This window comes from Bremerella sp. JC817 (genome assembly GCF_040718835.1).
GTDB lineage: Bacteria > Planctomycetota > Planctomycetia > Pirellulales > Pirellulaceae > Bremerella.
The window spans coordinates 126,412-139,784 of the sequence record NZ_JBFEFG010000267.1 but is presented as its reverse complement, the minus strand read 5'-3'; the positions used below and the strand labels follow the sequence as shown (position 1 = coordinate 139,784).

Genomic DNA, 13,373 nt, shown 5'->3' with positions numbered 1-13,373 from the left:
CCTGACGGCTTTAAAAGGTTCGCGGGGCGGTCAAGAAATTGTCCAGAACGCGTCCAGTTTTTTGGTTAAAAACGATCGGCATAGACTGTAAGTGCTTGTTGGCGAACTGGTTGCGTTGATTTGTGTGGTGCGCCAAATTTTAGGACGCGAACAACAAATTCCTGCGTCGCCCGTCAAGAGGGGCGGCGATAACCACCCTGAGACCCCGCGAACAGGGATCCCCGAAAATATGCCAGCAGGCCGGTCAGTGGATGCCGAGAAGATGCAGCACTAGTGGGATGGCAATTGCAGCCACCATCACGGATGGGCTAGTTACGGACAACTTAGAGACGACAGAAAAGGAAGTCGCCGCGTTCGACTTCGTCGCGAACCGCTGAGACTCGCAAGAAACAAAAAAGGGCTTTCCCTGGGGAGGTGGTATCCATCGGGAAAGCCTTCTTGTGTTCTCTAGCAGCTACTAGCCGACGTGGAAGATCGTTTCCACGTTGCCGCGCAGGAGCTGGGTGCCCAGTTCAACGGCGGCTTCTTCGGACCAGTTGCGGTCGATGACGAAGTTCTCGGCCAGAACCTTCGCCAGCACACGCTTGTACATGGCGAACTTCGGCAGCGCGAATTCCATCTTGTACATGTCGCTGTAGTAACCGATCTGCTTGGTGCGTGGAATCGCTTCCAGACGAGCCGCACAATCTTGCTGGATGTAGGTCGGCGTGTTGCTGTACCACCAGTGGCCATTGGCAACGACGTTTGGGAAAATCCACGAATAGCTGACCAATTCCTGATTGGTAACGCTGGCCAGAACCGAGATCGGGAAGGTCACGTCAGGGAAGGCGTTCAGCAGATCTTTGTACTGAATCAGCGACACACGGCTGTCGTACAAGTCTTGGCCTTGGAACACGCCGGCAGGGAACACCTTGCGATTCACGCCGATCATCAGGTCGAACGGAAGGTTGTGCGTGCGGCAGTTTTCGGCCAACGTCCAAAAGATGAAGTTGCTGACAGCACGTTGATCTGCTTCGTCCGCTTCTTCTCCCTTGGCCAGCACGTTTGAGAGTGCGGTTTCGGCACGAGCGTCCGAAATATGAACAGGAGCGAAGCTTGGAGGCAGCGAGATCGCACAAGCCTTGGCATTCTTGCTGGTAAAGTGCGTGAACAGCTTGCCGATCGCTTCGCGAGCCGTAGCAACGTCGCAGACGTCGACGTCGGTTGCTTCAAACAAACGAACCTTCGTACGAGGATTGGTCAGATGAAAGACCAGGTCGTCGGTTCTCAGGCAAGGGATGTAACGCGAAGTGTCGAAGCCTTCCAACGGATCGTCGAAATCATTGGTCAGGAAGACGCTTTCCAGGCGGCTTTCGCGGAAGACCGTTTCGGTCCAATCGTCGGCCGACATCTTCGCTTCAGCCGAGTCGTACAACGCTTCCCAGTTGCTGCTGTCGACCGAATCACCCTCGAAGCCGAGTAGCTTCTGAGCCATTTCGATGAACCAGCTGTATTGAATCGTGTTGGTGATCGGACCGAGGTTTTCGATCAAACGCCCCACTTTTTCCTTGGGCGAAATGCCTTCTTCTTCAATCCGATCCTTCGGCATACCTGCCGAATGCGAGAGCTCGGTGTAGTAGTGATAGCCCAGAATATCCGCCAGCGTGTGGGAAGACGGATCGAGCGCACTGATATGAGTATGGGGATCAATCAGAACAAGCTGGTCGAGTTGCTCGAACAGGCGATTTCGGAGTTCGACAGACATGGCAGGGGCTTAGTCGGGTAAAGGGCTTCAGAATGTTTGAGTCTGTAATCTAGTTTGGTATATCAGATCAGTCGATGGATTTCATGGGGATGGGGCGTAATCTGTGTCGATTCGGCGTCGCAAACGTCATAAAATCCAGACTCTTCGTCCAATTTTGTCCCCCTAGGTGACCACCCGATGGCAAGTCCACAGCAGCCTTCTGGATCGATCAATCCGTTCGCATCTCCTTCCGTCACGGGCGAGATGGTTGACGTTGTGCCCGATGGATATCAGGTCGAGGGGAATCGTATCGTCGGGGGCGAGAAAATCGTCCTTCCGGAAATCTGTGCGAAGTGCTGCGACAAGGGTCACGAGACGCTGAACAGCAAGCGGCGCAAGAAGGATTTGTACTGGATCCATCCGGCCGTCTATATCTTGCTCTTCTTTCAGATAATCATCTTTTTGATCGTGTATCTGATTTTGCGGAAGAAATGCCAGCTTGAGTATTCACTCTGCCGGTCATGCAGCTCTCGAGTGCGACTGAACTGGTTGTTCTTCACCATCTCGCTGGCGATTGCGATGTCAGGTATTGTCACCGCGATCGTCATGGAAACTCCCTGGCCGATCGTGATTTTCTTCCTGGGACTTTTCGCGATGATCTACTTCGCGGTATGTGCCAACGGGCCGCTTCTCGTGGCGACCTATTCGAATAACAAGTTTTACCTGCGTGGTGGTAGCCCTGAGTATCTCGCCGCGATCGATGTTCATGTCGACGCGACATCACCGGTATCGGCAATCCTCGCGGAAGATGGCCGCATGAGTTAACTTGTCTGCGCGACCAATTACAGCTTGGCCGATTCGCGGAACGGAATCGGTTGGCCACCTCGGTAGATGAAGACCTGGTACAACTGGGCGATGAAGTTGGCGGCCATCAGCGTCACCACGCCGAGTGCCGGAATGTACCCGACGCAGAGCAGCAGCAGCCCGGCCATCAAGATCAACCACGCCAGCAGCGAGAAGACGATCGCGCCTACCAGCATCTCTACCCACATTTTGCGGGCAAAGTCGCGGATCCAGGCCAGGTCGAACGCCGACGAGAAGTCGACCAGAAATCCTGCGCGAAGCATCAGTGGTGGCATCGCCAGAAAGTTGATCAAGATCGCCAGTATGATCATCCCGAAGTAGAACAGCATACCGAGGACCATCAGCACTTCGTTTCGCATCGCCTGGGTCATGATCATCACCACCGCGCCGATTATCGAGATTGGCATCGTGCACAAATAGGCAACGAAGAAGGCCAGAAAGACCCATACACCACGCGTCAGGTAGGGACCGAGTCGATTGAGGTCGACATCGGGGTAGACTTCGGACTTGCCATAGACCCGCGACGCGATCATTTCCATCAAATAGCCAAACGAAACCATCTGGCCAATAATAAAGACGATCGGAGCGATCCCCAGCAGCAGCGAGTTGACGATCCAGTTCGGGCTTTCAAAGACCCGGGTCAAGCAGCTCATGTAATCGACCGCTGCGAGAGGAACCACATTCTGGCCGTCCGTTGCCGGCTGAGGGGCCAGCGATTCGCCTTGGGGGGATTCGTACGGGTTCTCTCCGGAAGTCGACATGCAGTTCACCTGGGCTTCGGTAGTTCGTGCGAAAGAAGCCAGTCGTAAACTTCCGGGTTGGAATAGGTCGCCGACCAGCTATCGTGCTCGACATTGTCATAAATCGTCAGCCGTGCGTCACCACCATTCTTCTGAATGGCGTCAACTATTTCTTCGCTTCGTACCAGCGGAACGATATCGTCGTCGCGACCATGAAAAGCCCAAAGCGGAACTTTGGGAAGCTTTCCCAGGTTCAGCACGTCGCCTCCGCCGCACACAGGAATAACCGCCGCAAACAGCTCTCCATGGGCTGCGGTCATCGCAAACGTGCCATAGCCACCCATGCTCATCCCGGTCAGATAGGTCCGCCGGGGATCGACGGGCAAATCGTCTTGCAGGTGCTGAACCAGTTGAAACAGCCCTTCCAAGTTTTCCCGATCGGCCCACCACTGTTCCGGCGGGCATTGCGGCGAAACGACGATCATCGGGAAGTCTTCTCCCTGATCGATCAGCTTCGGAGGGCCATGCTTGGTGACCTGCTTCAGGTCAGTCCCTCGTTCGCCGGCGCCATGTAAAAAGAGAAGCAGCGGCAGGGTGGCGTCGGCCTGGAAGTCACTGGGCTGGTAGCAAAAGAACGGAAGCGTTCGCTTGCTACCGGTCGAATCTGTCCAGGTAAACTCGTGCGAAGTCTGACGCTTGCGGACCGCCTGCATGGTGCTGGTTCCTAGTGAGCCTGGCTGTGGGAAAGTTGCTGTCGCAGCCAATGAATTTCCTGAGCGATTCCCTCGGCAAGTTCGTTGTGCTGCAGTTCCTGCGGCAACACGCCCCATGCATACGTTTCAACTTCGAAGTGTCGAATGTCGGGATAATTGCGAATCTCGGAGAGAAAATCGAAGATGTGGGCCTGAGTCGTTTTCAGCAGGCCGAACTGATCGAGATAGATCGGCATGTGAAAGTGGATCCGCCAGGTTTCGTTCTGCGGCACCGTTTGCGAGGCGGCTTCCAGGGCGAACGGCAGATCGTCGTAGTAAGTCAGATTGCCCGCCGCGTCGCGAACGGTCGTCTGATGCATGTAGCGGTCTTCAGCGAACTGCGCGACCTCGGCCAGCACCTCGTGGCGTTCGTTTTCGTTGAGATCGGCGAAGCGAATCTCGATGGCGGAAGAGATCTGCACCTTACCGATCAAGATGCCTGCTTCGGCATACTTGCTGAGTACGGTCGATTGATCTTCAAACATTACCGCTGCGTGGCAGACGTCATGGCAGACACGCAGGTAACGACGAATCTGATCCGGATTGCCTGCCGGGAAAAGGCGATTCTGAAAGAACTCGATCACGTCTTCGGTCGTGTCGAGAAGGCAGCCTGGTTCTGGTTCGATGCAAATGTAAATCAGCCGACCTGTTTGGTGTTCGAGCTGTTGCAGGTGATCGACCAGGTTCAGCAAATTGCTGGTGGCCAGCGACCATTGTTCTTCCGTTGGCTGGTCGGCACCCCAGGCCAGCGGCATCGTCGAGATACTTCCTTCTTCGCCCGGTGCTAAAAGACGATCGAGGATCGTCACCAGGTTCTTCGTGTAGGTAAGGCGTTCGGTCTGCCACCAGGTCGGAAGGTAGACATCAAGCTTGACGATGTTCTTATGGAAGTCGCCGAAGGGAAACCCGTTGAACGTGTAGGGAATCCATTTCATCGTGCGAAGATGTTCGTCGAAAGCATCGAGCTTGCCTGGTTCGACCAATGCTGCCGCGGTCGAGTTGGAAAGCCACAAACCAATCCCCAGCGGTTGCTGCTTGCCCAGGATCTCTTGCACGCGAGCTGCGTGATTGTTGAGGTTGGATTCTGTTTGTTCGAGATTCGCACCAGCATGAACGTTGGTGCAATAGCCGGTCCACGATTGAATGGGCATGCGCTTACCTTTAACAGGGAGAGGACTCAGCGATTGAGTGTATCACTTGGATCGCGTTGTTTCAGCGGGGAGCATCAGAAGGGGGATAATCGCTGTAAGCCGCACCAGGGTGGCGACGATGAAATACCAGTTGTAAGCATGGGGATCCGAGCGATCGGCCGTCGCGACGAACCAGTCCGCAACCAAAGGCCCCATTAATGCGGTCGCGGCAAACACCAGTCCGGTCCATGCAAAATACAAAGCCAGTGGTGGGGCGGCGCTGCGATCAGATCGGCCGTCGACCACCGCAATTGGCAGGGCAACGTTGATAAGGGCATAAGCGATCCAGGCCAGGTTGCCGGCGATGTAGCCAGGCGTTCCGAAGCAAAACATCACCGGGCCAAGGGCGGTGATGACCTGACCGGTGATCATCACCCACTGCCAGCCAACGCGATCGATGGTACTGCCAACTCGGCGGCTGATGAGCGATTGGCCAAGCCGCATTGCCGCGGCAACCCCGAGTGGAATCAATAGCGACACCTCGAGTCCACGATAGGGATAGATCGACAACAGTGTCGAGAACAAACCGTTTGCGGCCGAGAACCAGGTTCCATAAAGCAGAAACCAGCGTGCCCGAGGCCCGGACCAGTGTTGCCAGTCATCCCACAAACTGTGCGTCGGTGGGGCGACTGTCTTCGGTTCGGGGATCGACCACAGCGGAATCACCGAGACGCCGATTGCGATTGCTCCATAGACTGCCAGAAACGGATAAGTGATCCACCGCATGTCGACTTCGAACGCATTGCGAAGGATCGCACCGAGCGTTCCGGCGAACAAATAGCCAATCAGGTTGCCGGCGGTTTGCCAACGTTCGCGATGCCCGAAGAAGCGGCCGCGAATACTGGGAGGGATTCCCTGCATCAGCCAGGCAATGAAGATGACATGTCCGAAGTATTCGGCCAGGTGATATAGGCACCAGCAAGCCACAATCGCGCAAATGGCCGCCGTCGCGCTGGGCCACAAATTGGGGACCGCACACAGCGGAAGCAGCAGCAGAAAGAACGTCGATAGCAAAAATGCCGCCGTGCTTGTCTTGCGATAGCCGAAACCCAACTGCAATAAGTTCGGTGCGAACCACCGCAGCACACCGACCAATTTCGGAGCCGCAATAATCCACGAGACTGAAGCGGATTGAGCTCCCAAGCTTTGAGCGAAGTATGAGACCAGCGTGGTTGAGGCGAGTCCGTTGCCAAGCGCCCAGAGGCCACCATTTCGATTCGCTCCGCGCGAAGTCGCTTCGATGTCCGCTGAAGTTTGATTCACGGGGCGACTCTTCGGGAGGAATGCGGACAGGTGTTAGCGAACACCCACACCTTGCAGATGATAGATGGCCATGTGTCGGCCGTCGGCGACATACTCTTTGACCGTGAACGTCCCTTCGACCGTTACCGGCAGGACGGTGTAGTCGACGCCTCGGCCATCCATATCGACCAGAATGCAGTCGTAAAGAGCGGCCCCAGGACCGAAGCAGCATTCCATGTTGTCGCGGACGAGCACGAACTGCTTGATGTCACGCTGCTGGAACGCAGGCAGCATGTAGCCACCGATGCGAATCTTCTGGCCTCCCAGGTCTTCGATCGCCTGGGGAAGCATTTCGCGTTCGAATTTAGCATCCGGTTCGATGTCGAACTTGATATCGTCGAAGGTCAGATCGAGCGTCTTGCCAGGCTGCGGCTTGGGAGTCGGGCGTTCTCGTTTCGGCGCGGCAGGATCTCGCGAAGGAGTCTTCGCCGGCTCGGCTGCCTCAGGCCGAGGATCGTCGGACTTTGCCTGGTTGTCGGTTGAAGCTGCGGCGGTGACATCCGCAGAAGGTTCCGCCTCTTCTGGCAAAGTGGTGTTCGACAGAGCGACCGGGCTGGTTGAATTGGGATTGCCAGGGCTAACGGTAGGGCGGCAGCCCCACGAACCAGCGGCAAGCAGGATCAAACAGCAAACGAGGGCGAGCGGTTGGGAGGTGGGAGACATCAATCGACGTAGTCAGCTTCCAATTCATAAAAGACGCCGGTCAGGTCCTCGATCTTCTTCAGATCGGGATGGACCCGTAGCGTGCCTCCAATCTTCCGTCGACTGAAGGAAAAATCAACCGTCAAAGGATCGGCCAGGCGAACTTCGACCATGTCGGTCAGTTTCGGTTGGCCACCAAAGCAGCAGGTATCAAAGTCAGGAACCATCACAAATCGAGTCAGCCCGGTCTTCTGAGCGTGCGGGTAAATATACCCACGCAGCAGAACCTGTTTGCCGTCGAGAGCCAAGGCCGAGTCTGGCACCGGTTGATCTGGTTGCCCTTGCAGCAGACCGAAAGCAACGACTTCGTATCCTTCGGGCAGGCTGAGGTATTCGTCGTAAACATAACGACTGGTACCCGCCACCAAAGCGAAGGTCGAGATCACGATGCCTGCGATTGCCATCCGGCTGCCGGTGAGCGTTTCGCGGTTCTTCCGAATGGCCGAGACCGCACAGAACCCCAGCACAATCCCGGCGATGGCGACGGGAGCCAGGACGATCGCCAATAGCATCACCAGGCTGATCACGCTGAGCAATAACGAAGTCACGGCCAGCGAACTCACCGAACGGTATTGTTCGTAGATGGCTGGATCGACGTCACCGGAAAAAGCGGCTTGGGATTCGGTTTCGATACTCATGGTTGGGTTCAAAACAGTTCGCAGAAGAGGAGAACGGAACGAATGTCCCGCTTTTATAGCGAGGTTTTGTTAGCGGGGTTCCACAGGATGCCCGAGATGGCGAGCATTAACGCAAATGTCATAACCAATGGAATCGCAGTCGATTGAATACGCTGCAAGATTCCTACGGTTTGAACCGTCGAATCGTTCGCGTTCGGGTTGCCGTTAATCGCAGCTGCCAAGGCGCGATCACCGTCGCCGGAAGGTTCGTCACGGGTAACGGTGTGCTTGGCCATCGCGGTTTCCTGGCCACCTTTGGTCGAAGCAACCTCCGCGGCGACCGGCGCCACGTCGGCTTTCGCTTCGGTTTCCTCTTCCGGAGGAAGTTGATTGTCGTCGACATCAGCCATCGCGAGCAGCTTCTCGGCGGCTGCCATCTTCTCGCCATCGGCACGCGTTGGCACGGCCTGAGATTGGAACGGGAAGAAGGTCTGTGCACGCTTCATCGCATCGGGATCGATCTTCTCCAGTTGGATCAGGTACTCCTTCGCTTCTGGCTTCGGGCAAGCCATCAAGTAGCGAATGACCGGAACACGAACCCAACTGGTTTCTTCATTGGCTTCTTTGAACAGCTTGACCAGCTTGTCCATCACCGACCAGTCTTCCCAACGGGCGAAGTCGGCGATCACCAGGTCGGCCAGCGAAGGGCGATCGAGCATCAACTGCAGCGATTCGAGCAGACGTTCCTTCGGAATGATGTCGGTTTCGGTGCCATGGAATCGGAGAGCCATGATCGCTGCATAGGTGTCCGCGTATTCGGCTTCCTTGTTGGCGAGGTACAGCTTTTCGATGGTTGGCAAACCGTCGGCACCGGCCAAGGTCAAATAGCAGCCGATCATCGCGTCGAGTCCAGCCTTGTCGGTACGTTCCGGGCTTTCCAGCATTGTTTCGAGCAACTTCAGATCGTCTTTCGATCCGCAGACACCCAGCATGGTGAAATACAAGCGGCGACGGTTGGCGGCGATATCTGGCGTCTTCAGCCACTTCACCAACTGATCGTGTTTCATCTTTGGCTTGAGATCGTGCAGGGCACTGTAAGGAGCGTTCGCGAACTCGTCGTAGGCGTCGCGAGCGAGCATTTCGTCTTCGTCTTCCAGGTAATCTTGGAAGAAGACATACCGGTCGTTACCGGTCGCTGGCAGCTTGACGACATCGTTGATGTATTTGACGCCCCGTTCGGTCAGCAGGGTCGGCGTCGACCACATCATGTTTTCAGGTTCGGTACCCAGGATCAGGAAGTCGCGACCCTTGCGGCCTTCGCCATAGTAGAGCGATTTGATCGACTTGGTGTCTTTCAGCAGGTCCTTACCTTTGATGATCTGCTTGATCTCGAAGGTTGCCTCCACGCCGGCTCCGTCGGCCGAAGGTTCTGGAGCTTCGACCAGGGTGGCGATGACCGCCGCGTCCATCGATTCGATTTCCTGCGAGAACGTTTGCGAGACCGCTGCACAGAAAGGACACGCCAGTACGGACGTCAGCAGAGCGGAAGTCGCAAGCAACGCTCCGCCAAGAATCATCAGCCGCGTGAGCATAAGAACACTTCTCTTCAGTTCGAGACAAAAGGCGAGAACGGAATCACCCAGGGGCGGTGATCGTGGTTGCCCCCAGGGTCGATTGGTCCCCGTGCGATTCGCCCTTAAGGAGACGAACTCAGGGCTTCCGCGACGTCAGTTCGATACGCGGTATAAGCCGGAAGGAACCCGACCAGCACTGCCAACAGGATCAGGGAGGGGACAATCAGCAACTCTAGACTGAAAAAGGGGCCAATCCAGTCGTTTTCTATTATTGCTGCTGGCACTTCTACTTCAAGCCATCTTGGGAGCGGAGCCGTATCGAACAGCCCAATCTGGACCCCGGTTTGGGCCTCGATGGTTGGGCTGGCACATGCCAACAGGATATGAGCGCCCATCCAGCCTAAAATACCTCCTCCTACAGACAGGATGATCGATTCGGTCAGCACAATCCCCATCACCGTCGTGCGACGGGCCCCCAAGGCTCGCATGACGGCGATCTCGCGTTTGCGGTCGTTCATCGAGTTGTAGATGCTCACCAGGATGGAAATCCCGGAGACAATGCAGATCAGGACCGTAATTACCAAAAGAAGGGTCTGGATTGGCGTAACGATTAACTCGAACAGGCTGGTAATCTCCATCACCGGCATTACGATTTGAGCGACATTTCCTTCGTTGACCCGGTTCTTGATGATGATCGGCGAGAACGGATCGGAAGTGCGGACGAGCACGGCGGTCACTTCCCGCTGCTTGATTGGCAGTGGCTGGCGACGTTTGACGGCCGATCCACCGATCTCAGCACCCACCTTCTCGTTTTCTTCCACCTTGGCATGGCCGGACATCAGATAGAAGCCTTCCATGTTGATGAACACGGCCCGATCGTTCGGGGTGCCGGAAGGATCCAGGATGCCAACAATCGTGAATGGCGAATCGGTATGCACGTCGTTCGGATCGCCCCCGTGCGAGGCGGCGATCTTGTCACCAATTTTTAGACCCGTTTGCTTGGCGACCACGAAGCCAACGACCGCTTCGTAATAACCATGCTCTTCGTCCCAGGCCTTGAAGTTGCGGCCCTCGCGGAAGGTGTAGCGAGGATCGGTACCGTTGTCCGCTTTGAAGTCTTCAAAGAACTTGGGCAGGGTTCCGACGACCCGGTAGTTTTTGTAGTAGTCACCCAGGCAGACCGGAATAGCGAACTCGGTGTTCTTGGCGTAGGTGCCATCTTTCAGGTCGCCACGCTTTTCTGGCGCCATTAACGCGAGCTCTTTTTCCTGCTCGGCCTTGGTGAGGAACTCTTGATAGAACGTGTACGGAATGTTCTCGACCGGCTCGCTGAGGTAGAAGGTGGTGTTCAGCACCAACTGCAGCTTCCCGCCTTTGGCCCCAGCAATCATGTTGTAGCCCAGGTCTTTGATGTCGGTGAACGACTTCGAGACCATCCCATGCACCAGCAGCACGGCCGTCACCAGCAGCACTCCCAGCCCCATCGAGAACGAGGTCAAACCGGACGCAAGGGCACGTTGGCGAACGCTTCGCCAGGCAATTTGAAAGATGCTCATGCGTGTGCCTTTCGTGCCTGGGCCACCAGATTCAGTTTCTCCAAAGGTTCGACTCGCTGGAATTGCTCGGCGACTTCCATCGCGTGCGTCACCATCACCAGGGCGATCTCTTCTTCCTGGCAGGTTTCACGGATCAAGTCGACGATCGACTGTTGGTTCGCGGGATCGACGTTCGCGGTTGGTTCGTCCGCCAGAAGCAGCTTCGGGCGATTGGCCAATGCCCGGGCGACCGCCACCCGCTGCTGTTCCCCAACGCTCATCGTCCGGGGATAGGCGTTCAGGCGATGCGAAAGACCGACTCGCTTGAGCAGTTCTTTGGCTCGCTCGCGGTCGACACGACCTTTCGAGAACGACATGCCTAGGACCACGTTCTCGAATGCCGTGAATGCCTGCAGCAAGTTAAAGGTCTGGAAGACGTATCCCATCACTTCCGCACGGAAGCGATCGCGGCCTTCTTCGGACAGGCGAGAGATATTCAGGCCGTTAACGTTGATGTCGCCCGAGTCTGGCCGGCCGATCCCGGCGATCAGGTGCAACAGCGTCGACTTGCCACAGCCGCTGCGGCCAACGATCACCATCTGCTCGGCGGCGGCGACATTAAACTGGGGAACATCCAAAATCGGCATCCGCCCGCCATCGGGGCTGCGGAACGACTTCTTCAGGTTCGTGATTTTAAGCATGGCCACTTGGTAGGCATGAGGAGAGACAAAGCGAACTTCGCGAGCATCTATTGAAATATGGGCCAAGCTCGGCGCCAACCCCTATTTGCAAATGAGTTGCGTCTGCGGTTAATTCGCATATTTGCGTTAAGATCCTAATCGCTAAACATGTTACGACTAGTGCTAGCGATTGGTTCGGGCCATCTGTCCCCAAACATGGGAGGGTTAACCGCGTTTCAGGGCCCGATCGATATCGCGTTTGGCGACATCTTTCTTCAGCTTTTCGCGTTTGTCGTGCATCTGGCGACCGCGACCGATCCCCAGCAGCACCTTGGCTCGGCCTTCTTTGAAGTACATCTTCAGCGGGACCAGCGTGAGCCCTTTCTCTTCGCTCTTGGCGGCGAACTTGGCGATTTCACGCTTGTGCAGCAGCAGCTTGCGCTTGCGACGGGCCTCGTGATTCAGAAACTCGCTGGAGTTCGAGTAAGGCGAAATCTCGCAGTTCACCAGGAAGACTTCACCGTTGACGACGTGCGCGAAAGATTCGGCCAACTGCAGTTTGCCATCGCGGAGGCTTTTCACTTCGCTGCCGGTCAGTTGAATGCCACATTCCAGGTGCTCAAGAATCTGATATTCGTGGCGAGCCTTCCGGTTCTCGCCGATCGTTTTCTCGTTCTTGTTTTCTTCTTTTTTGGCAGCTTTTGACTTCTTAGCCACTTTGGTTGCTTTCTCGATGAGATTCTGTCAGTCCCCAAGGCTTCCTGCGGGTGGGCCTGAGACGAATGGCAATGCCAGCATGTGGAGGGAGTTTTTCTTAACTTCGACCTAGGAGGAAATGGGACCTCCTGCTAATCTCCCCCCCTCCAACGAAGACCTCGCAACGACGACTTTCAGGTATATCGATCGCGTGGAAATATTTGAATTTCAGTCTTCCGATCCTATTCGGCCACGACCTCAGCAAATCGACTTCCATTACATGGGAATGGTCGATTTCGATGAGTGTGTCTCCTTCCAAAAACGTCTGGTTTACGAAGCAGGCGGGCGCGACGATGGTCATATTACCTGTCTGCTGTGCGAACACCCACCGCTCATCAGTATAGGCCGTGCCGGTTCGCGGCGACATATCCGCTTGACCACGCAAGAGATGCGTCGTCGCAGGATGGAGCTGCGCTGGATCGGTCGTGGTGGTGCCTGCGTGGCACATACGCCCGGACAATTAGCGATTTACCCAATCGTCCCTCTGAAGTACTACGGCTGGTCGGTCGGCGATTATCTGCAACGTCTGCAGAACGGTTTGCTGGACACGGTTCGCGAGTACGAGGTTCCCAGCTATAAGCGTCCTGGCCGTTTCGGTCTATGGGGACGCAGTGGCATGCTGGCCGCGATCGGTGTGGCGGTACAGAATTGGATCACCAGCCACGGAGCCTTCCTGAATGTGACCTGCTCGCCCCTCAGTCAGGTGGGCGTTGAGGCCAATCCGGCAGAGCTTGCCTCACCCGGAGATCATGCCACTATGAGCAGTCTCCTGGAAGAAACAGAGTCGTGCCCTACAATAAGGGAGTTCGCCCGCAGTGTGGCGTACCATTTGGCGCACCGGTTCGAGACTGCCAACTCGATGTGGCACTCGGGCCATCCTCTGTTCTCTGAAGTAGTCAAGCAAACACGTGATCGAACCCGCCAAGCAGCCAGTTGAG

Annotated in this window: 13 protein-coding genes; 2 read left to right on the top strand and 11 right to left on the bottom strand. The window is 56.0% G+C overall.

What is annotated here, in order from left to right; genetic code table 11:
* Window positions 1-457: 457 nt before the first annotated feature.
* Entirely contained in the window at window positions 458-1,744 is a 1,287-nt protein-coding gene (locus AB1L30_RS09295; protein WP_367013141.1) for an amidohydrolase, read from the bottom strand.
* 177 nt (window positions 1,745-1,921) lie between these two features.
* Between AB1L30_RS09295 and AB1L30_RS09290 the strand changes: the two genes are divergently transcribed.
* Window positions 1,922-2,548 (top strand): hypothetical protein, encoded by a 627-nt coding sequence (locus tag AB1L30_RS09290; protein WP_367013140.1) that lies wholly within the window; start codon window positions 1,922-1,924, stop codon window positions 2,546-2,548.
* Window positions 2,549-2,565: 17 nt separating this feature from the next.
* On the opposite strand, the gene AB1L30_RS09285 is transcribed toward AB1L30_RS09290, so the two are convergent.
* The 10 genes from AB1L30_RS09285 to smpB all read right to left on the bottom strand — a co-directional run bounded on the left by AB1L30_RS09285 (window position 2,566) and on the right by smpB (window position 12,396).
* On the bottom strand, window positions 2,566-3,348 hold the full coding sequence (locus tag AB1L30_RS09285; protein WP_367013139.1) for a DUF4013 domain-containing protein: 783 nt from the start codon (window positions 3,346-3,348) through the stop codon (window positions 2,566-2,568).
* A 5-nt stretch (window positions 3,349-3,353) separates the two neighbouring features.
* Entirely contained in the window at window positions 3,354-4,040 is a 687-nt protein-coding gene (locus AB1L30_RS09280; RefSeq protein WP_367013138.1) for a prolyl oligopeptidase family serine peptidase, read from the bottom strand.
* An 11-nt stretch (window positions 4,041-4,051) separates the two neighbouring features.
* Window positions 4,052-5,230, bottom strand: coding sequence for a metabolite traffic protein EboE (gene eboE, locus AB1L30_RS09275; protein ID WP_367013137.1), 1,179 nt, complete (start codon window positions 5,228-5,230; stop codon window positions 4,052-4,054).
* A 42-nt stretch (window positions 5,231-5,272) separates the two neighbouring features.
* A complete protein-coding gene (locus AB1L30_RS09270) occupies window positions 5,273-6,532 on the bottom strand; it encodes an MFS transporter (protein ID WP_367013136.1) in 1,260 nt (419 codons plus the stop codon).
* Between the two features lie 33 nt (window positions 6,533-6,565).
* A complete protein-coding gene (locus AB1L30_RS09265; protein ID WP_367013135.1) occupies window positions 6,566-7,234 on the bottom strand; it encodes a DUF3299 domain-containing protein in 669 nt (222 codons plus the stop codon).
* Window positions 7,234-7,911, bottom strand: a complete 678-nt coding sequence (locus AB1L30_RS09260; protein ID WP_367013134.1) for a DUF4190 domain-containing protein — start codon at window positions 7,909-7,911, stop codon at window positions 7,234-7,236. Before AB1L30_RS09260 ends, AB1L30_RS09265 begins: the two co-directional genes overlap by 1 nt.
* Window positions 7,912-7,964: 53 nt before the next feature.
* Window positions 7,965-9,482: a hypothetical protein gene (locus AB1L30_RS09255; RefSeq protein WP_367013133.1), complete on the bottom strand. Its 1,518-nt coding sequence runs from the start codon at window positions 9,480-9,482 to the stop codon at window positions 7,965-7,967.
* A gap of 104 nt (window positions 9,483-9,586) precedes the next feature.
* The gene (locus tag AB1L30_RS09250; protein ID WP_367013132.1) at window positions 9,587-11,020 is read right to left on the bottom strand and encodes an ABC transporter permease; all 1,434 of its coding nucleotides are present in this window, start codon (window positions 11,018-11,020) and stop codon (window positions 9,587-9,589) included.
* On the bottom strand, window positions 11,017-11,700 hold the full coding sequence (locus tag AB1L30_RS09245) for an ABC transporter ATP-binding protein (protein ID WP_367013131.1): 684 nt from the start codon (window positions 11,698-11,700) through the stop codon (window positions 11,017-11,019). Before AB1L30_RS09245 ends, AB1L30_RS09250 begins: the two co-directional genes overlap by 4 nt.
* A gap of 204 nt (window positions 11,701-11,904) precedes the next feature.
* Window positions 11,905-12,396, bottom strand: a complete 492-nt coding sequence (gene smpB / locus AB1L30_RS09240) for an SsrA-binding protein SmpB (protein WP_367013130.1) — start codon at window positions 12,394-12,396, stop codon at window positions 11,905-11,907.
* A 190-nt stretch (window positions 12,397-12,586) separates the two neighbouring features.
* Here smpB and AB1L30_RS09235 point away from each other — a divergent pair, with 190 nt between their 5' ends.
* Window positions 12,587-13,372: a hypothetical protein gene (locus tag AB1L30_RS09235; protein WP_367013129.1), complete on the top strand. Its 786-nt coding sequence runs from the start codon at window positions 12,587-12,589 to the stop codon at window positions 13,370-13,372.
* Window position 13,373: the final 1 nt, after the last annotated feature.

Coding starts and splice junctions, on each gene's coding strand:
- AB1L30_RS09280 (WP_367013138.1), bottom strand. CDS start 4,040: ATGCAGGCGGTCCGCAAGCGTCAGACTTCGCACGAGTTTACCTGGACA.
- AB1L30_RS09285 (WP_367013139.1), bottom strand. CDS start 3,348: ATGTCGACTTCCGGAGAGAACCCGTACGAATCCCCCCAAGGCGAATCG.
- AB1L30_RS09250 (WP_367013132.1), bottom strand. CDS start 11,020: ATGAGCATCTTTCAAATTGCCTGGCGAAGCGTTCGCCAACGTGCCCTT.
- AB1L30_RS09265 (WP_367013135.1), bottom strand. CDS start 7,234: ATGTCTCCCACCTCCCAACCGCTCGCCCTCGTTTGCTGTTTGATCCTG.
- eboE (WP_367013137.1), bottom strand. CDS start 5,230: ATGCCCATTCAATCGTGGACCGGCTATTGCACCAACGTTCATGCTGGT.
- AB1L30_RS09290 (WP_367013140.1), top strand. CDS start 1,922: ATGGCAAGTCCACAGCAGCCTTCTGGATCGATCAATCCGTTCGCATCT.
- AB1L30_RS09255 (WP_367013133.1), bottom strand. CDS start 9,482: ATGCTCACGCGGCTGATGATTCTTGGCGGAGCGTTGCTTGCGACTTCC.
- AB1L30_RS09295 (WP_367013141.1), bottom strand. CDS start 1,744: ATGTCTGTCGAACTCCGAAATCGCCTGTTCGAGCAACTCGACCAGCTT.
- AB1L30_RS09245 (WP_367013131.1), bottom strand. CDS start 11,700: ATGCTTAAAATCACGAACCTGAAGAAGTCGTTCCGCAGCCCCGATGGC.
- AB1L30_RS09260 (WP_367013134.1), bottom strand. CDS start 7,911: ATGAGTATCGAAACCGAATCCCAAGCCGCTTTTTCCGGTGACGTCGAT.